The sequence below is a fragment of the Paenibacillus popilliae ATCC 14706 genome (assembly GCF_000315235.1).
Classification (GTDB): domain Bacteria; phylum Bacillota; class Bacilli; order Paenibacillales; family Paenibacillaceae; genus Paenibacillus_B; species Paenibacillus_B popilliae.
Map to the genome: position 1 here is coordinate 95,279 of NZ_BALG01000185.1, position 19,468 is coordinate 114,746.

At 51.4% G+C, this 19,468-nt stretch carries 18 protein-coding genes; 17 read left to right on the forward strand and 1 reads right to left on the reverse strand.

Features of this window, described 5'->3' with window-relative positions:
- The first annotated feature begins 73 nt into the window (after positions 1-73).
- The 11 genes from PPOP_RS12400 to PPOP_RS23425 all read left to right on the forward strand — a co-directional run bounded on the left by PPOP_RS12400 (position 74) and on the right by PPOP_RS23425 (position 11,165).
- On the forward strand, positions 74-898 hold the full coding sequence (locus tag PPOP_RS12400; protein WP_042228680.1) for a ClpP family protease: 825 nt from the start codon (positions 74-76) through the stop codon (positions 896-898).
- On the forward strand, positions 898-1,107 hold the full coding sequence (locus PPOP_RS12405) for a YlzJ-like family protein (RefSeq protein WP_006286799.1): 210 nt from the start codon (positions 898-900) through the stop codon (positions 1,105-1,107). The genes PPOP_RS12400 and PPOP_RS12405 overlap by 1 nt, the downstream gene beginning before the upstream one ends.
- A 182-nt stretch (positions 1,108-1,289) precedes the next feature.
- Positions 1,290-3,884 carry an FtsK/SpoIIIE family DNA translocase gene (locus PPOP_RS12410; RefSeq protein ID WP_006286801.1) on the forward strand — a complete coding sequence of 865 codons (2,595 nt, stop codon included), beginning with the start codon at positions 1,290-1,292 and terminating at the stop codon, positions 3,882-3,884.
- A 231-nt stretch (positions 3,885-4,115) separates the two neighbouring features.
- A complete protein-coding gene (sleB, locus tag PPOP_RS12415; protein WP_042228682.1) occupies positions 4,116-4,850 on the forward strand; it encodes a spore cortex-lytic enzyme in 735 nt (244 codons plus the stop codon).
- Positions 4,851-5,117: 267 nt separating this feature from the next.
- On the forward strand, positions 5,118-6,401 hold the full coding sequence (gene yfmF / locus PPOP_RS12420) for an EF-P 5-aminopentanol modification-associated protein YfmF (protein WP_006286803.1): 1,284 nt from the start codon (positions 5,118-5,120) through the stop codon (positions 6,399-6,401).
- A 3-nt stretch (positions 6,402-6,404) separates the two neighbouring features.
- Positions 6,405-7,688 (forward strand): EF-P 5-aminopentanol modification-associated protein YfmH, encoded by a 1,284-nt coding sequence (yfmH, locus tag PPOP_RS12425; RefSeq protein ID WP_006286804.1) that lies wholly within the window; start codon positions 6,405-6,407, stop codon positions 7,686-7,688.
- A gap of 116 nt (positions 7,689-7,804) precedes the next feature.
- Positions 7,805-8,551, forward strand: coding sequence for an elongation factor P 5-aminopentanone reductase (gene ymfI / locus PPOP_RS12430; RefSeq protein WP_006286805.1), 747 nt, complete (start codon positions 7,805-7,807; stop codon positions 8,549-8,551).
- Positions 8,552-8,653: 102 nt separating this feature from the next.
- Entirely contained in the window at positions 8,654-8,908 is a 255-nt protein-coding gene (locus tag PPOP_RS12435; RefSeq protein WP_006286807.1) for a DUF3243 domain-containing protein, read from the forward strand.
- Between the two features lie 238 nt (positions 8,909-9,146).
- Entirely contained in the window at positions 9,147-9,911 is a 765-nt protein-coding gene (locus PPOP_RS12440; protein ID WP_006286809.1) for a DUF3388 domain-containing protein, read from the forward strand.
- A 50-nt stretch (positions 9,912-9,961) separates the two neighbouring features.
- Positions 9,962-10,864, forward strand: a complete 903-nt coding sequence (locus PPOP_RS12445; RefSeq protein WP_006286810.1) for a helix-turn-helix domain-containing protein — start codon at positions 9,962-9,964, stop codon at positions 10,862-10,864.
- 136 nt (positions 10,865-11,000) lie between these two features.
- Positions 11,001-11,165 carry a hypothetical protein gene (locus PPOP_RS23425; RefSeq protein WP_006678365.1) on the forward strand — a complete coding sequence of 55 codons (165 nt, stop codon included), beginning with the start codon at positions 11,001-11,003 and terminating at the stop codon, positions 11,163-11,165.
- Positions 11,166-11,488: 323 nt separating this feature from the next.
- Here PPOP_RS23425 and PPOP_RS12450 read toward each other — a convergent pair whose 3' ends face one another.
- Complete coding sequence (locus tag PPOP_RS12450) at positions 11,489-11,770, reverse strand: hypothetical protein (RefSeq protein ID WP_006286813.1); 282 nt, start codon at positions 11,768-11,770, stop codon at positions 11,489-11,491.
- Between the two features lie 93 nt (positions 11,771-11,863).
- Here PPOP_RS12450 and PPOP_RS12455 point away from each other — a divergent pair, with 93 nt between their 5' ends.
- The 6 genes from PPOP_RS12455 (at position 11,864) to PPOP_RS12480 (ending at position 19,454) form a co-directional block, all read left to right on the forward strand.
- Positions 11,864-13,486, forward strand: a complete 1,623-nt coding sequence (locus tag PPOP_RS12455; RefSeq protein WP_006286815.1) for a putative polysaccharide biosynthesis protein — start codon at positions 11,864-11,866, stop codon at positions 13,484-13,486.
- Between the two features lie 555 nt (positions 13,487-14,041).
- Entirely contained in the window at positions 14,042-15,370 is a 1,329-nt protein-coding gene (gene rimO / locus PPOP_RS12460) for a 30S ribosomal protein S12 methylthiotransferase RimO (RefSeq protein WP_006286816.1), read from the forward strand.
- Positions 15,367-15,945 (forward strand): CDP-diacylglycerol--glycerol-3-phosphate 3-phosphatidyltransferase, encoded by a 579-nt coding sequence (pgsA, locus tag PPOP_RS12465; protein WP_006286818.1) that lies wholly within the window; start codon positions 15,367-15,369, stop codon positions 15,943-15,945. Before rimO ends, pgsA begins: the two co-directional genes overlap by 4 nt.
- A 131-nt stretch (positions 15,946-16,076) precedes the next feature.
- On the forward strand, positions 16,077-17,333 hold the full coding sequence (locus PPOP_RS12470; RefSeq protein WP_006286819.1) for a competence/damage-inducible protein A: 1,257 nt from the start codon (positions 16,077-16,079) through the stop codon (positions 17,331-17,333).
- 243 nt (positions 17,334-17,576) lie between these two features.
- Positions 17,577-18,635: a recombinase RecA gene (gene recA, locus PPOP_RS12475; protein WP_006286820.1), complete on the forward strand. Its 1,059-nt coding sequence runs from the start codon at positions 17,577-17,579 to the stop codon at positions 18,633-18,635.
- A gap of 156 nt (positions 18,636-18,791) precedes the next feature.
- On the forward strand, positions 18,792-19,454 hold the full coding sequence (locus tag PPOP_RS12480; RefSeq protein WP_006286822.1) for a regulatory protein RecX: 663 nt from the start codon (positions 18,792-18,794) through the stop codon (positions 19,452-19,454).
- The last annotated feature ends 14 nt before the right edge of the window (positions 19,455-19,468 follow it).

Consider the following 19,468-nt stretch of genomic DNA (forward strand, 5'->3'; position numbering starts at 1 on the left):
ATAGGCATAACGTCAGTATGAGTTGTGCAACCTATGACAGCACCCACTAGACATAATGGAGGGATTACAACAGATGCCTGATCCGAACATAGATCCTTATCAGCCGGCATTTCATCAGAACGATACCCCGCCCCACGGAACCAATCCATCTGGTGCGAACACCCCGCCCCCTGTCGAGAACATCCAGCAGTTGGGCACCGCTTCCACACCGTCGCCAGGAGAATCCAACATGTACTGCCTGAATATTATCGGGCAGATTGAAGGACATATCGTACTGCCGCCTCAAAATAAAACGACGAAATATGAGCATGTCATTCCACAGTTGGTCGCCGCGGAGCAGAATGCCAAAATCGAAGGCGTCCTGATTATATTGAATACGGTTGGAGGAGACGTGGAAGCAGGCTTGGCGATTGCGGAAATGATCGCATCAATGTCGAAGCCGACTGTCACGCTCGTATTGGGCGGAGGGCACAGCATCGGCGTGCCGATAGCTGTTGCCTCGCAGATGAGTCTGATCGCGGAGACGGCCACAATGACAATTCATCCGATTCGGTTGACTGGGCTTGTCATCGGCGTACCGCAAACGTTTGAATATTTAGATAAAATGCAGGAGCGAGTCGTAAGGTTCGTAACCGCTCATTCTCGTGTATCCGAGCATAAATTCAAAGAATTGATGTTCACGACGGGAGAGCTGACCCGGGATATCGGAACGACGGTTATCGGGCACGATGCGGTACGTTACGGCCTCATCAATGAAGTAGGCGGAGTTGGAGCGGCTCTGGGTCATCTCAATCGTCTGATTGACGAGTGGAAATTGAATAAAAAAGTACAGCCAGGCAACGGAGCAACGATGCCGCGTCCCGTCCAGCAGCCGCCATTCGAGGGAGGGGAAGTCTGATGCTCCATTCGATCATTCCAATGGAAGAAATATGGAGAGACTATGAGAAGGAGCCCCGCTTCTTCGAGATGAAGTGGAACGGGCGGACACTGCTCGTCGCAGCGGTCGATGGCAGAACGGTCCGGATCGAACGGCTGCTGCAGGAGCAGGATATTCAAGATTTCCTTCAACCCGAATATATGCCAGGCACGATGATTTCTCTCGGATAAGACGGACTCGCGGGACCGAAAGCTAACAAGCACGCTTCATGATTGGAGCGTGCTTGCTCCTGTTCTGAGGTAGGTCCCCGTTAATCAATGATGTGTAGAATTACGCCCCAAGGACTCTTCCATCCCGATAGGAAGAACGGTTGTTCTGTGATATAATGGATGGATGGATGGAGGTGAGGTACTTGCCACGGAGGAAGAAAAAAAAGGCGTCCTTCAGCAAGAGTCTAAAATATGAAATCTACGGTATTTTGCTGATAACCTGTTCGGGAATTGCTCTTGCTGGCGGCGCGGCATTCGGCCGCTCTTTGTCCAAAATCGCGGGTATGCTGCTGGGGAAATTCTATTTTGTTATCCCGCTCGTGTTCATATATTTCGGACTTACTGCGATGATTAAGCGCCAGTGGCCTTCCGGCTGGAATCCGCGAAAAACGGGGATGCTCTGCATCATACTGGCTCTGACGATGATACCTACAGTCCATACCGTGGAGCAGCGAATACTTCCTGGTGCGGAGGAGGTTCGTGCAGCCATTATTTTTCAAGACATACATAACGCATTGAAAGTGGAATTGCTGCAGTCTCCGGACACGGGCTCAACCGGTACGATGCTGCAAAAGGATATAAGCGGTGGATATGTCGGGGCAGCGCTATATTGCGCCCTGTTCGTGCTGTTTGGCTGTCAGGGCGCGAAGCTGCTGATGATCGTGTTGCTGTTCATCGGCTTTATGCTGGCGACTCAGTTGTCCTATGTCGAGATGGCGCGCTTAATACGAACCCAAATTAAGAAATGGACCGTCATGATGTACAAGAAGCGCAAAGCGCGGCTCAATGAACGCAGGGTAGTGGAGAGCAATAGCCAGACTGCCGTGAAAGCGAAGCGTTCGCGCGATCGAATTCCTGATCGGGTGGAAGAAGAGGATGAGGACGGTCCTCCACGGCGGAAAAAGGTTCCTGTCTTTTTTCAATTGTTCGACGGCGAGCGCCGAACCGATAGGGAGGGCAAAGAATATGCCGAAGATCCGGCCGTATTCATGGCTGACGCTCCGGGCGCGGTTTCGTTGCACCAGGAGACGGAAGAACCGTCTGCTGCTGCTGACGGAGCGAAGGAAGCCGCGCCGCTGTTCCGCGATTTCACCGCCCAGCAGGCATCGGATGCGGCCGGATGGCAGAATGACCAAACCGATGAAGATGGCATCTCAGAGATGAAGCGTGTCATCCCGCAGGGCGGCGAGCATTCGGGCGGGGAAGAGAAGACTGCCTCCGATTCCGCGCCGACGGATGCCGGACACGGGGGATTGGACGGGGGTGAAGCGGATGCAGCCGGAGCTCCGCCTGCACCGGTCAAGAAGCCGCCGAAGCCGTACCGGCTCCCTTCCTTCTCTCTTCTTGCCAAGCAGCAGAGCGCTGGCAAGGGCGGCGAGCATTCCGACTTCATGCAGACGGCACGCAAGCTGGAGGCGACGCTGGAGAGCTTCGGGGTGCGCGCCAAAGTATTGGAAGTGGTGCGGGGACCTGCCGTTACGCGCTACGAGATTCAGCCGGATATCGGCGTCAAGGTGAGCCGCATCGTCAGCTTGTCTGATGATATCGCACTCGCCCTGGCGGCGAAGGATATTCGTATGGAGGCGCCGATTCCGGGGAAATCGGCCATCGGCATTGAAGTGCCGAATCATGAAGTGTCGGTCGTAACGATGCGGGAAGTGATGGAGACGCCAACCTTTACCGAAGCGCCTTCCCGGTTGTCCATCTCCCTCGGCCGCGATATTTCCGGTATGCCGATCGTCGGCAATCTGGCGCGAATGCCCCATCTGCTCGTCGCGGGCGCGACCGGCTCGGGGAAATCGGTCTGCATTAATGGCATTATTACGAGCATTCTGTACAAGGCGAAGCCGGATGAGGTCAAGTTCCTTATGGTCGACCCGAAGATGGTCGAGCTAAATGTCTATAACGGCATTCCGCACTTGCTTGCTCCGGTCGTCACCGATCCGAAGCGGGCGTCGCTTGCTCTCAAAAAAATCGTTGTCGAGATGGAGAAGCGCTATGAGCTGTTCTCCAAATCCGGAACGCGCAATATTGAAGGCTACAATAAGTTGATGGCGGAGCAGCCGGATATGCTGCTGCCGTACATTGTCGTCATCGTGGACGAGCTGGCCGATCTGATGATGGTCGCCGCGAACGATGTAGAGGATGCGATCTGCCGTCTCGCCCAGATGGCGCGGGCAGCGGGGATCCACCTCATCATCGCGACCCAGCGGCCATCGGTTGATGTTATAACAGGGCTTATCAAGGCGAACATTCCTTCCCGGATTGCCTTCGGCGTGTCGTCGCAAGTTGATTCGCGAACGATTCTCGATTCAGCCGGAGCAGAGAAGCTGCTTGGACGGGGAGATATGCTGTTCCTCCCGGTAGGCGCTTCGAAGCCGGTTCGCGTTCAGGGCGCCTTCTTGTCCGATCAGGAGGTAGAGGCGGTTGTCGCGTATGTGAGCAGCCAGGGAGAAGCGGAATTCAACGAAGAGCTTGTTCCCGAGCTGGATGAGAATGGGATGGCTTCGGATGAACCGGTCGATGAATTGTATAACCAGGCGCTGCAGATTGTGCTGGAGGCTCAGCAAGCATCGGCCTCGCTGCTGCAACGGCGGATGCGCATCGGCTATAATCGCGCAAGCCGATTGATCGATTATATGCAAATGCAGGGAATTATCGGGCCGCATGAAGGAAGCCGCCCGCGCGAAGTGCTCATGACGCTGGAACAATTTGAACAGAGCAAGCTATCCTCTTAAGGCGGATGGCAACTCGATAAGCTTTGATGAAAAGACGCTACGGCGTCTTTTTTTTGCAGCTGGAAAAATCGAGAGCACATTCCTTCGCCAACAGGCGTTATCCCCTCAACTCCGTATGTGGAATCCCCTGCGGCACCGTCGAACTGGCAGGGTGAATAGAACATGCCTGGTTTTCTCATAATAAAGTTGCCAATCCTGTCAAATTCACAAGAGAGAGGTAGACGTTAGGTCATGAGAAAACACATGATTTGGATTACGATGTGTATGGTATTCGTTCTGTTCGGCGCTTACCAATACAAGCATATGACGGAAAACGCGGCCACCTTCAGCGGTGCAATGTTAACGTACGGTTCACAGGGGCAAGACGTAAGTGAGCTTCAGGGCCGCCTGAAATTTCTCGGCTTCTATTACGGCAATGTTGATGGCAGCTTCGGCAGCAAGACTCGCAACTCCGTCAAATGGTTCCAATCGGAATTCGGAATGACGGTGGACGGCATTGTCGGATCGAAAACGAGAGACAAGCTGGTCAAGGCGACAAAGAACTGGAAGCCTAAGACGGCGCCGAGCGGAGGCAAGCCAAGCAATATTAGCGGCTCGAATGCGATGGGGTTATCGGACAACGATCTGAAGCTGATGGCCAATGCGGTCTACGGGGAAGCCCGGGGAGAGGTGTATGAAGGCCAGGTGGCGGTTGCTGCGGTTATTTTGAATCGGGTCAAATCCCCTAGCTTCCCGAATACCTCATCCGGCGTCATCTTCCAACCGGGAGCCTTTACTGCCGTAGCCGACGGACAGATCTGGCTTGAGCCGAATGAAAGGGCCCGGCAGGCTGTTCAGGATGCCTTGAATGGCTGGGATCCTTCGGGAGGGTGCTTATATTACTTCAATCCAGAGACGGCGACGTCCAAATGGATTTGGACACGGCCGCAGGTGAAGACGATTGGAAAACATATCTTCTGTATGTAATCCATGACGAAGAAGCAATGGTCTGATCGGCCGTTTGCTTCTTTTGTTCAAATATAAGCAAGTACGGGATCCCATCTATACTTGGCAAGTTGTTCAACCAGAAACGCTTTCCGTCCTTGAAGGGGACGAAGGTGTTTCTGCTTATCTCGCGGCCCACTATTTCTTTTAGGACATGCTCCTGTAAAACAGGTATACATCGGGTACGAATCGAATATAACATGCATGACATCAGCCGTGCATCGTACACGGAAGAAAAGGGGTAAGTACATGGAGAAGCAATCGACGTTCGAACGAGGAACGGCCAATGGGATTCGCATTCACGTCCTGCCGACAAAGCGGTTCAAGACCTATGCGATCGCCGTCTACATGGGCGCGCTGCTGCAGGAAGACACCGTGACTCCGCTGGCGCTAACGCCATTCGTGCTGCGGCGGGGGACAGCAGCGTACCCGGAGACGATCCGGTTCCGTGAGAGACTCGATGAACTGTATGGAGCTGGGTTCGGCTTCGATATTTATAAACGCGGCGATTACCAGATTGTGCAGTTCCGAATGGATGTCATCAACGACGCTTTTGTGCAATCGGCCGATTCCTTGCTGGAGAAGGCATTTGAATTTTTAGGAGGATGCATAACAGCACCAGTGATTCAAGACGGCGTCTTTCGCTCGAAATATGTGAAGGAAGAAAAAGAAACGCTGATGCAGCGAATTGAAGCGATCATTAATGACAAAATTCGTTACGCCGCGGAGCGCTGCATCGAAGAAATGTGCAAGGAGGAACCATACCGTCTTCATGCGTTGGGCAACAGCCGCGAGCTGGAGGGCATCGACGCCGGTTCGCTGTACCGGCATTACCAGAAATGGCTGCAGCACTCGGCCATCGATGTATATGTCATCGGCGATACGAGCCTGGAGGAGGTCGAACGGCTCGTAAAGGAATCATTCCGCATCAACCGCGTCGGAGAGACGCCTTATGCCCGTTCGATTCCGGTGCCGCGCACAGGAGAACCGAACACAGTCGTCGAGAAGCTGGAAGTGAATCAGGGCAAGCTCAATCTCGGTCTCCGCTCCACGATAACATACGCCGACGACGCGTACCCTGCCGCCCTGCTGTTCAACGGCGTGCTTGGCGGATACCCGCATTCGAAGCTGTTTATTCATGTCAGGGAAAAGAACAGTCTCGCTTACTACACATCGTCGCGGCTGGATGGCCATAAAGGGATTTGCGCCATTCAATCAGGAATTGAATTCCAGAACTATGAAAAAGCGAAGCAGATTATTATGGAGCAGATCGAAGCGATGAAGGCAGGACGCATCGACGAGAAGGAGCTGCAGCAGACAAAGGCGATGATTGCCAACCAACTGCGGGAAATCGGGGATTCCGCCTTCGAAATGATCGGGTTCGATTTCAACCGCGTGCTGTCCGGCAAGGAACGGTCAACATCGCAACTGATCGCCGCCACGGAGCAGATGGAAGCGACGGCCATCCAGGCCGCCGCCGAGACGTTTCATGTCGACACGATTTATTTTTTGCGCAACCGGGAGGAGGTATAAGGCATGGAACAACGCCGCTATTCCCAACTACAGGAAACGCTCTATTACGAGCGAATGGACAATGGTCTGGACGTCTATGTCCTGCCGAAGTCCGGCTTCCAAAAGACGTATGCGTCCTTTTCTACCAAATACGGATCGATTGACAATCACTTTCGGGTAGAGGGGCAGGATGCCGTCAAGGTTCCGGACGGGATTGCCCATTTCCTGGAGCATAAAATGTTCGAAGAGCCGGAAGGCGACATCTTCGCCACCTTCGCGGAGCAGGGAGCTTCGGCGAATGCGTTCACGACATTCGATCGGACGGTCTATTTATTCTCTTCCACGAGCAATATCGAGAAAAATGTGCAAACGCTTGTCGATTTTGTGCAGCGTCCTTATTTTACGGATGAAAATGTGGAGAAGGAAAAGGGCATTATCGCCCAGGAGATCAATATGTACCGCGATAATCCAACTTGGCGCGTCTACTTCGGGCTCATTGCAGCGATGTATCAGGTCCATCCTGTGCATATCGATATCGCCGGCACGGTAGAATCGATTGGCACGATAACGAAGGATACGCTGTATACATGCTACCATACGTTCTACCACCCGACCAATATGCTTCTCTTTATCGTCGGTGGCGTCGATCCGGAACGGATGATGGCTTTCATCCGCGAGAACCAGGCCCGCAAATCGTTCGAGCCTCAGGGCAAGATTGAACGTATTTTCGACATCGAGCCCGAGACGGTACCCGAAGCCCGTAAAGTAGTGAAGCTTCCAGTTTCGCTGCCGCGCTGCTACTTCGGTTGCAAGGAGCAGAAGCCGGGTCTGAACGGTCGTGCCCTGCTGGAATATGAAATCGCGACGCGGCTCATGATGGATCTGCTCCTTGGCTCCAGCTCGGCCTTAAACCAGATATTATACGAAGAAGGACTGACGACGGATTCCTTCGGGAGCGAGTTCAACTGCAGCCCGGATTATGCCTTCTCGATTATGGGAGGAGAGACGAAGGATCCGGACCGTCTGGTGGAGCGGGTGCGCGAGCTGGTGGACGACGCGAAGACGACGGGATTCGAGCCGGCTTCCTTCGAGCGCATCCGCAGCAAAGCGATCGGGGCCTACTTGCGAATGCTGAATTCACCAGAGACCATTGCGAATGAATTCACGAAGTGTAAGTTCCGGGATGCGGATTTATTTGATATACTTTCCGTATACGAATCGCTGACACTGGAACAGATTCACCAACGGCTGCAGGATCATTTCGATTGGAACCGTCTGGCCATCTCGATCGTCGAGAAGCCGGATTGAAGCATGAATACCCTTCGAATGGCATTGCTCTTCGAAGGTGAAGGAGGAGGGCGTGCCAGACGGGCGCGCCTTCTGTTCTGATTAACGGTCGGCGGGAACAAAGGAGTGCATGACAGATGAAAGCATTGGCAGACACCTCGGTGCTCATTACCGGAGCAAGCCGTGGCATAGGCGCCGCGATTGCGCATAGGTTCGCCTCCGTCGGAATGAAGGTTATCATCCATTACTTGAACTCGCATGAAGCTGCCAACGAAGTCGCGAGAACCTGTCTTGCCTACGGCGGTGAAGCCATTACGATTTGCGCCGATCTTCGTTCGGCCGAACAGATCGACCGCATGAATTCAAAGCTGGACGAGTTGGGCTTTACGCCCGATATTTTGGTGAACAATGCGGGAACTGCCTATTACGGTCTGTTCACCAATGTGACGGAGGAGGAATGGGACGAGTGCATGAATATCAATCTGAAGGGAATGTTCCTCTGCACCCGGCGATTCGCTCCGCATATGATCTCGCAAAAGTACGGCCGCATTATTAACGTCTCCTCGGTATGGGGAATTACGGGTGCCTCATGCGAAGTGATGTATTCAACCGCCAAGGGAGGCGTCAATGCCTTCACGAAATCATTAGCCAAGGAGCTGGCCCCGTCCGGCGTTACCGTGAACGCCGTCGCACCCGGGGCCGTGGATACCGATATGATGAAGCATTTGGATACGTCGGAACGGAACGCTCTGGAGGAAGATATCCCAGTAGGCCGGTTAGGCACGCCAGACGAAATTGCCTCGCTAGTCTATTTCTTGGCTTTGCCGGAAGCCAGCTACATTACCGGACAAGTCATCAGCCCGAATGGGGGCTGGCAGACGTAACCCGCCCTGCAGCCAGCCTGCTCCATGCATAATTCATGCTCCGGAGGACCATATTACGACTGTTGACGCATGATTATAATTAGCCAACAAGGAGGCGTACTCATGTCATCTGTACTGAAAAATTTCGACACATGGAAAAAGTTTCTGGGGGAGCGCGTCAAGCAGGCGAAAGGAATGGGCATGAGCGAAGAGACCATCTCTAACCTGGCCTATGAAATCGGTTCTTTCCTAGAGGAGAAGGTCGACCCGCAAAGTCAGGAAAACCGGGCACTGAAGGAATTGTGGGAAGTCGGCACCGAACAGGAGCAAAAGGTGCTGGCGAGCCTAATGGTCAAATTGGCGGAACACCAGAGTTAAAAAGTACGGTTGAATAAAGGAAGGAAGTTCTGTACAAGAGCTTTCTTTCTTTTCATCTTAAAAAAATATGATCGGAAATACATGTCATATAAGTTGACAATCTGCTATAATGGATATGTCCGCCAAGCGGTAATTTGTGACCGCTTTTTCTTATTTGCTCGGTGGATCCAGGTGGAATTTGCGTGCCGAGTATTGTAGAATGAGAACGGCGGAATTGTAACCGTGGACGAGGTGTGTCATGAAGTATAAACAGTGGTATATGGAATATAAAATACATAAGAATCGCCCAGGCTTGCTGGGAGACATCGCGTCGCTGCTCGGTATGCTGGAGGTCAACATTTTGACGATTAACGGGGTGGAAGATAAGACCAGAGGTATGCTCCTTCAGACCGATGACGATGAGAAGATCGAAGTAATGGGCAAGATGTTGAGAAAGGTAGACAACATTACGGTGTCCGCGCTGCGGCAGCCCCGGCTGGTAGATATTTTGGCCGTGCGCCATGGCCGCTATATCGAGCGCGATTCGGATGATCGGAAGACGTTCCGCTTTACCCGGGATGAGCTTGGCTTGCTCGTTGATTTCCTTGGCGAAATATTCAAGCGCGACGGCCATCAGGTGATCGGCGTGCGCGGAATGCCGCGGGTCGGCAAGACAGAGTCCATCATTGCGGGAAGCGTCTGCTCCATGAAGCGCTGGTCCTTTGTCTCATCGACGCTTCTGCGCCAGACGGTGCGAAGCCAAATGTCCGGGGACGAAATGAATGTCAACAATATTTTCATTATTGACGGCATCGTAAGCACTATACGGTCCAATGATCGCCATGCGGCCTTGCTGCAGGAAATACTCGGGATGCCGTCGACGAAGGTCATCGAGCATCCGGATATATTTGTGAAGGAAACCCGCTACGATTATGATTTCTTTGATTATATCATTGAACTGCGGAACAGCCCCGACGAAGAGATTACATATGAGTCTTTTACGGCGAATTATTATGATATATAAATAGGATGAAAGCACCATTCGGGGAGAGATTCTATGCAGGAGGTGAAAATGTGTCAGAATTGGGGCAGTTGTTGAAAAAGTCCAGGCTTGAAAAGGGCCTCACGCTGGATGACGTTCAAGAAGCGACCAAAATCCGCAAACGTTATCTGGAAGCGATAGAGGAAGGGGATTACAAAGTGCTGCCGGGCTCGTTCTATGTACGCGCCTTCATTAAGACGTACGCAGAGACGGTGAGCTTGAATCCGGATGAGCTCCTGCAATTTTATCGCAATGATATTCCCGCTCCGGAGGTGGAGACGCCGGTAGAGCCAATGATTCGCAAGAAGCGCCGTACGGTTCATTCGGATAAGTTCGGGCGTTGGGCGACGACGATACTGATGTGGTCGTTTTTGGCCCTAATCATTGTGATTTTTTATTTTTATGCAGTGAACAATAAGACGCCGGATAATCAGATATCTGACAATTCCGGAATTATAAGCGCCACTCCAGGGCAGGCAACACCGGGCCATGGCGCCCAGACTCCGTCCCCGGGCAGCGTCAGCGGAGCCAAGGAGCCGGAGACGCCGGTAGAGCCGGAGAAGGAGCCTATCGTTGAGCGCACGTCGGCGAACGGATATGAATATGCCGTCGCGTCGCCGGAAGATGGTAAGGTGGAAGCCGAGATTGCCGCTACGGGCCGAAGCTGGATCTCGGTACGGGAAGGCAACGGCCAAGGCAAGATATTGTTCGAGGGCACCGTTGATGCGGATTTCAAGCAGACCTTCGAAATTCCCGAAGCGGGATTGTATTTCCGATCCGGGAGAACGGATAATACGTCCATTACCGTGTTTGACCAGATGCTAGATGACGGTAATTCCGCCAATAACCCTGCCAACGTCATCGTCAAGGTCGTCTCCTATGAAGAAGCAGAGAAGCTGGCGGCAGAGGGCGGCGGCGCTTCCGGGGGCCAATAAATATCGACCGGCTTGAATAGAACCCATTCGAAGAGATGGATGATCGGCCTGCATGCGCTATCGCATAATCGCACCTGAACAGAAGATACTAATGCTGCGGCGTACGTTTACTCTCTCTGGAAGTGAGGTGTCGAACATGGCAGTCAGTTGGATCGTCACAGGCTTGGGCGTCATCGTCAGCTTATTGGGCTATTACTTGACTCCGAGTGCATGGGGCTACGGAATTTTGGGATTCGGGCTGGCACATATTGTGCTAGGCGTGCTAGATATGTTCCGTGCGCCTTCACGAAGTCGTTACTAAATGCTGTTTTACGGCACGGGCATTCCTTTATGCTGACCAGCGAAAGGAGTGCCTTTGTGCTGTACATATTGGAGATAGGTTGTTCATGCACATTATGATTCATCTGCTGAGAGAGGCCGACATTCCATTGGCTTTGCAGTTTACGAATTCCCATTAATCGAAGGTTCATTCTATGGGTCTTAAATGTAAAAAGCCCTCACTTTTTCTATGAGGGCTTCTAACTCATCTTTCAAATTCTGCCATATATTTCACACAGGGAGCATTACAGTTTGGAGCTGAGGGTGGTAACAAAATCCTTATTCCTACTATTTCCGAAGCATTTGCTAAGCAATATATATGGTGTCATCAGCAAAGTTACTTAACGATTTACTTTGTTGTGCTCGTTCTTCATCCAATTTGTCCCTAGAAATTCTATAATTCCATATTGCTTCGGAAAGTTGCTGGCCGAGTTCATACTCCCAACCTCTTTTTTCACGTATTTTAGATTCAGAGGAGTCTAAGATACTAACCTTTTCGGCTTCCTTAATTGTTTCTTGTGCAGAAACGAGGGGTACATAAGTAAGAAGCATAAGTGATGCCAGTAAGATTGAACAGTACTTTTTCATTTTAGTTACCTCCTAAATTGATTATAGGATATAATATCCTATGGGACCATGATATACTAGTATTGGATATATTTCAAGTAGGAGAGAAGGTTTATGTCGAAAAAAAAATCATTTGTCAAAGGTACGTTTATTTTCGTTGCAGCATCGTTAGTAACGCGCATGCTTGGCTTATTTCAGCGTGTACCACTTGATTATATGCTGGATTCCGTAGGGCGTTCGTTTTTTGTGGCGTCACAATCGGTATATTTAATGTTTCTAGCAGTAGCAACGGCCGGTGTTCCAAGTACGTTGAGTAAAATGGTTTCTGAGTACGATGCATTAAATAAAGTGCGTGAAGCTGAACGGTTGTATTATGCAACGCTCATATTTGGCATATTATCTGGTTTTATCTGTGCATCTTTTATTTTTATATTTGCCCCTCTGTATGCGTCAATGATTAAAATTCCAGACGCGGCTTTAGCCATACGCGCGCTTGCTCCAGCATTACTCCTGTTTCCTGTACTAGCTATGATGAGAGGTTATATGCAAGGTAAAAATAGGATGCAAGCTAGTGCGGTATCCCAAATAACGGAGCAAATAGTAAGAGTATTATTTGCGATTTGCCTTGCCTTATTATTTTTGAAAAATGGTGCTTCTCAAAAATGGATAGCGGCAGGTGCATCTTTTGGTGGTGTTTTTGGGAGCATTGGTGCATTTATAATAATGGTCTATTATATTCGTAAGTTCCGTCAACTCGATCGTAAAATTGGGACCCATTCGCGTCGTACAGGTGTGAGAAAGGTTCCGCTAAATAATGTATTTCGTTCTATATTTAAATTATCTGTACCTACCGTAATTGCATCATTGGCTGTTCCAGCCACTAATTTTATTGATGTCTCTATTACTACCCAGTTGCTTTCATTACAGGTTGATTTATTAAGTGCCCAACAATTGTCCTCTATTTTAACGTATCGTAGCCAATCCATAGCTGGAATTCCACCTATTTTGGCTACCGCACTATGTATGTCTATTATTCCTATTATTTCCGAAGCATTTGCTAAGCAAGATATTAGTCATTTAAAACAACAAATTTCTCTAGGTATGAGGATCTCTTTATTAAGTGGTATGCCGATTGTAATTGCATTGACAGTCGGTGCATATTCTGTAAACGGTTTTTTATTTAGTACGCCAGATGGTTCTGGGATTGTAGCCATGGCTACATTTGGAACGATTTTTCAAATTACGATGATGATAACCAGTTCTATTTTACTCGGTTTAGGTAAACCCTATATCCCTATGATTAGTGTTACAATTGGTATTATCATTAAATTGGGGGCAAGTTTTTGTCTTTTTCCCTTTTTTAATATTTATGGTATCATCGGCGGGACAGCGGTAAGTTTTCTTATCATTACATGGCTTAATTTGCGTGTTATGAAAAAAATAGTTCCTTTTGAGGTGTTTGGTACTCGTTGGCCTGGTTTTCTATTGACCGTCGCATTAACTAGTGGCTTTGGTCTTTTTGTAGAGAGGCTAGGTGAACAGCTAGTTACCATCATGTCAGTTAAGTTAGCCTACCTGATAACGATTAGTCTAGTAACATTGTTAACTACGGTTTTGTTTGTGATAGGATTCGCCGTTTTTGGTGTAGTGCAACGCGATGAATTACATAGTTACCCTCGGGGGGTGCAAAAAGTGTTGCGCCCTTTAATGCGCGCACATAGAAGTTCGACACGATAATGTTTTTGATGAGTGCACCGGATATTGATAAGCTCTATACTAAGCATCCGTTCATGGGCTATCGAACGATTGCTTCAATTATGAATTGGGAGAACGATTCGATTTATGAAAATACCGTAAGGCGCTGGATGATTTATACGCTATTATAGACTGGTACTCACGTTACATTGTAGACTGGCAATCAGTATGGATGGAGTATGGATGGCAAAGGCCGTGCAACTGCCGATATCGGCATTGAACAATTTTGGCGCAGCATAAGTATAACGAGATTTATCTAAATGCAATCCACATTTGAATAACTCGCATCCATAGGAGAGATGCTGTGCTGGGCTTCTCCTGTTTTTTGACGAGAAATGAACCGTGTATTATACTGATGAGATAGAAAAGGCGTTTAAATATCGTTGCTTATTCCTAGAATAAATGTAGATGGATAGGTTATAGGGATACGTAACATCTATCATCGTTTTTGAACCGTGATTTGAATTCATTGGTTATTCAAAGAGCCTTTATTACGGCCTTTAATATTGCTGCTGCAGATGGTTGGGGGATGTATACATGACAGAACAAATCAAAATCGTAACGCTGGGCTGCGACAAGAACTTGGTGGATTCCGAGATGATGTCCGGAATAATGGATCAGTACGGGCATGAGTTGGTAGAGAACGCGGAGGATGCAACCGTCATTATTGTTAATACTTGCGGGTTCATCGATGCAGCGAAGGAAGAATCGGTCAATACGATTTTGGAACTGGCAGACTTGAAGGAGACCGCCCGCCTGAAGGCGCTCATCGTCTCCGGATGTCTGACGCAGCGATACAAGGAGCAACTGTTGGAAGAAATGCCAGAGATCGACGGCATCGTCGGCACGGGGGACTTCCACAAAATTAACGAGATCGTCGCCGAAGCGCTTCAAGGCAAGAAGCCGGTCCGCGTTGGCAATCCGGTATTCAACTATGAACAGATCTTGCCGCGCAAAGTCGCGACGCCGCGTTACACCGCTTATGTCAAAATCGCGGAGGGCTGCGATAACAATTGTACCTTCTGCAGCATTCCGATGATGCGGGGCAAATTCCGCAGCCGCTCGATGGAATCGATTCTGACCGAGGTGAAGCAGCTTGCGGAGCAAGGCGTGAAGGAGATCAGCCTGATCGCCCAGGACTCCACTAACTACGGGATCGATCTGTATGACGGCTTCAAGCTGCCGGCATTAATGAACAAAGTAAGCGAAGTGCCTGGCGTCGAGTGGGTTCGTCTGCATTATGCGTATCCGGGATTTTTCACGGAAGAGCTAATCGACACGATCGCCACGAATCCGAAGATCTGCAAATATGTTGATATGCCGCTGCAGCATAGCGAAGACACGATTCTCAAGCGGATGCGCCGGCCAGGCCGTCAGTGCGATTCCCGCGAGCTGGTACGCAAAATCCGGGCGGGGATTCCGGAAGTGGCCCTCCGCACCTCGATTATCGTTGGTTTTCCGGGCGAGACGGACGAAGATTTTGAAAATTTGGCTTCCTTCGTACGCGAGATGAAGTTCGATCGTCTCGGCGTCTTCTCGTATTCGCCGGAAGAAGGTACGGCGGCAACGCGCCTTCCGGATCATGTGTCGGGTGAAGTGAAGGAATGGCGCGCGAATACGCTGATGGAGATCCAGCGCGAAGTATCGAAGAACGTGAACGAGCGCCATATTGGCCGTACGCTGGACGTGCTGGTTGAGCGTTATGACGGTCGTAGTGACGTATATATCGGACGTTCGCAGTACGATGCGCCGGAGATTGACGGTGAGGTGTTCATCTCGAACTGCAAATGGAGCATCGGGGAGATCGCTAAGGTCAATATTACGCATGCACTCGAATTTGATTTGGCCGGGGAGGGTGTCTTGTGAATCTGGCGAACAAGATCACGTTAACTCGCATATTTCTTGTGCCGATCATGATGTTCTTCTTGCTGGTGAATTTTGATTATTTGCCGCCGATTCAGATAGAAGACTTCTATATTACGTACAATCAAATTATTGCTGCCCTTATCTTCATTATTGCGGCCAGCACCGATGGTGTGGACGGGTATATCGCCCGCAAGCGCAAAATGGTGACGAACCTGGGTAAGTTGCTTGATCCGTTGGCAGACAAGCTGCTGGTGGCTGCCGTGCTCATCTCGCTGGTTGAGATGGGAAAATGCGACGCTTTGATCGCGATCGTCATCATTAGCCGCGAGTTCGCCGTCACGGGGCTTCGTCAGGTAGCGCTGCTGGAAGGAACGGTCATGGCCGCGAGCAAGTGGGGGAAATGGAAAACGGCCACCCAAATTACCGCCATCATCGCGATGCTGCTGAACAACTTTCCGTTTGTTCTGGTGGGTATTCCGTTCGACGTGATTTCTACCTGGATCGCTGCCATCATTACGATCTATTCGGGTATTGATTATTTTGTCAAAAATAAAAATGTGCTTCATTACTCGTAGCAGCCTGTCTGCAGGACAATAGGCGCTTTTTCCCGTCTGGACCCGTATGGAAAAAGGCCTATTTTTACTTGGAAAGCGTACGGTATGATTCGAATGTGCACTTATGTTGAACAAAAAAGGGATGATGTGGGATGAATGCGGAAATCATTGCCGTAGGTACGGAGCTGCTGCTTGGCGAAATCGTAAACACGAATGCGCAGTTTATTTCGCAGCAATTGGCGCTGCTTGGCATCGATGTTTATTTTCAGACGGTTGTGGGAGATAATCCGCATCGGCTTCGCCATGTGCTGGAGATAGCGAGAACCCGCTCGGGGCTCGTTATTTTGACAGGCGGCCTCGGGCCGACGATGGATGATATTACGAAGGATATCGTGGCTGAGATACTGGAACGCGAGACCTGCTTGGACGAAGCGTCGGTGACCAAGCTGGAGGAAATGTTCTCCCGCCGGGGAACGCCTATGGTGGAGAGCAATAAGCGCCAGGCGATGGTAATCGAGGGCGCCACGATTCTGCCGAATGAGACGGGGCTTGCGCTCGGCAACGCGCTGCTGACGGACGGCACGGCCTTTATCTTGCTGCCGGGACCGCCGCGCGAGATGAAGCCGATGTTCGAGCAGGAAGTCATTCCGTGGCTAGACGGCAGCGGATTGCTGAACGAGTCGGTGCTGCATACGCGGAAGCTCAAGTTCGCGGGAATCGGCGAGTCGAAGCTGGAGGATAGGCTTCGAGACCTGATTGAGACACAGGAGCATACGACGATCGCCACCTATGCGAAGGAAGGCGAAGTGCTGGTCCGTCTCGCGACGAAGACGGCGGATGAACGGGAAGCAGTACAGCGACTCGGAGAGACGGAGTTGGCGATAATGAGCCGTATCGGAGAGCATCTGTTCGCAGCGGAGGATATCTCCTTGCCAGAGGCGCTGCTTCAGCTGATGAGCGAGCGGAAGCTTACGCTGTCGGCGGCCGAGAGCTGCACTGGCGGATTGTTCGCCGGGATGATTACGTCCGTTCCGGGAAGCTCGGATGTGTTCCAGGGAGGCGCTGTCACGTACTCGAACGAGATGAAGGAGCGAATCCTCGGCGTCCCGCACGAGCTGCTTGAAGGAGAGCAGGCGCCTGGAGCGGTCAGTGCCGAGACGTCGAAGGCGATGGCGGAAGGAATGCAGGAAATCGCGGATACCGACTTCTCGATCGCGATTACGGGCGTCGCGGGACCGGGCCATTCCGAACGGAAGACGGTCGGCCTTGTCTATATCGCCATCGCCGAGAAGGGGAGAGATACACAGGTCGAGGAACTTCGATTGACAGGAGATCGATCGACGATTCGGCTGAGAACCGTAAATGCGGTCATGTATCGGCTATGGACCCGTGTGCGGCAGCATGGATAAGCTTGACTGCTGTGGCGGATGCCGTTACAATTGAACTAACGGAAGTACCGTAGCAAGGCGCCAGTCGCTTTTGCTGCGGTTTTTTTCATAAAGAGGGAAGGGGGAAGCTTAATACCGTTCTTCTTGTGGGAATTTAATCCAAATTCCTTCGAGAAAAACGAATGTATGTTCGAAAAAAGGCTTGGCAAACGGATCGAAAGACGGTATGATAGATGTATCAAATGGAACAAAGGAAGTGAGTATGTGTCAGATCGCCGTGCTGCTTTAGAAATGGCATTACGCCAAATCGAGAAACAATTCGGTAAAGGCTCGATCATGAAGCTTGGGGAGTCCAACCATATGCAGGTTGAGATCGTACCGAGTGGATCGTTGGCACTTGATATAGCTCTTGGAATCGGCGGATTGCCAAGGGGACGAATTATCGAAGTATATGGACCGGAATCTTCCGGTAAGACGACGGTTGCGCTTCACGCGATTGCTGAAGTGCAGAGGGTTGGCGGACAAGCTGCGTTCATCGACGCGGAGCATGCGCTCGATCCTGCCTACGCGAGCAAGCTTGGCGTCAACATCGACGAGCTGCTTTTGTCCCAGCCGGATACAGGGGAGCAGGCGCTCGAGATTGCCGAGGCGCTCGTGCGCAGCGGCGCGGTAGACATTATCGTCATCGACTCTGTCGCGGCTCTCGTTCCGAAGGCGGAGATAGAAGGTGAGATGGGAGATTCTCACGTCGGTCTGCAGGCCCGCCTCATGTCCCAGGCGCTTCGCAAATTGTCCGGGGCGATCAGCAAGTCCAAGACGATCGCTATCTTCATCAACCAACTGCGCGAGAAGGTCGGTGTTATGTTCGGCAACCCGGAGACGACGCCAGGCGGCCGCGCATTGAAGTTCTACTCGACGATCCGGCTGGATGTCCGGCGGGTCGAGACAATCAAGCAGGGTACCGACATGATCGGGAACCGAACACGCATCAAGGTAGTGAAGAACAAGGTCGCGCCTCCATTCAAGCAGGCAGACATCGATATTATGTACGGCGAAGGGATCTCCCGTGAAGGAAGCATCGTAGATATTGGCACGGAGCTGGACATCATCCAGAAGAGCGGGGCCTGGTATTCGTTCGAGGGCGAGCGTCTGGGCCAAGGCCGTGAGAATGCGAAGCAATTCCTGAAGGAACATGCGGAGCTCGCTCTGACGATCGAGAACAAGGTTCGTGAAGCAAGCAATTTGTCGACGGTGGTCCGGAACCATGCCGAGCATGAGGCTGAGGAGGCTGAGGACGCTCTTGTGCTGGAGCTGGAATCGTAAGCCTGTTTCTGGAACAAGCGCCTTCCTGTGAGGGTGCTTGTTTTGTCATGTCCATGTACAAAGGGATGCGGGGGAACCCGAATTCATGCGAGGATGCCGCGAAGCCAACGAATCATGGCTTTGCCGACCGATGGCGCAAACAGGAGGAGTAGACGGATGAGCAAGCAGGAATGCGTCGTAACGATTATGCGGGTGGAGCAGGATCGAACCCAGCGCGGGCGCTATGTCCTGCATTTCGACAGCGGCGAGTCTCTCAACGTGCATGAGGATGTCATGATCAAGTATCGTCTTCTTAAAGGAGCGGACATCGCTATCGATATGGTTGACGATATATTGCGGGCTGATGAGGGGAACAAGGCCTATGTGCAGGCGCTGCGCCATCTGCAGCGCAAGCCGAGAACGAGGATGGAGATCATCCGCTATCTGAGTCAGAAAGGCTATGAAGAAGAGAGCGTGTGGGAGGCCGTCTCGCGTCTGGAGGACGAGCGCCTGGTAGATGATCGGGCGTACGCCGAGCAGTGGGCATACGAGCGGACGGTGATGCATGCGAAGGGCCGACGCTTCATTGAACAGGAGTTGAAGCAGAAGGGCGTGCCGGAGCGCCAAATCGCTGCTGCCCTTACTTCCATCGACCCGGAGGAGGAGCGGGACGGGGCGCAGCGCGCTGCCGCCAAGAAATGGCGCCAGACGCAGGGCGATCCGCATATGCGGAAGCAAAAAGTGATTGCCTTCTTGCTCCGGCGCGGCTATCCGACAGATCTGGCCTGCCGCGCAGCCGGGGAGGCGGCGCAGGAGGCCGATGCGGAGGAAGACTTCTAAGCTTGCGACTTCGG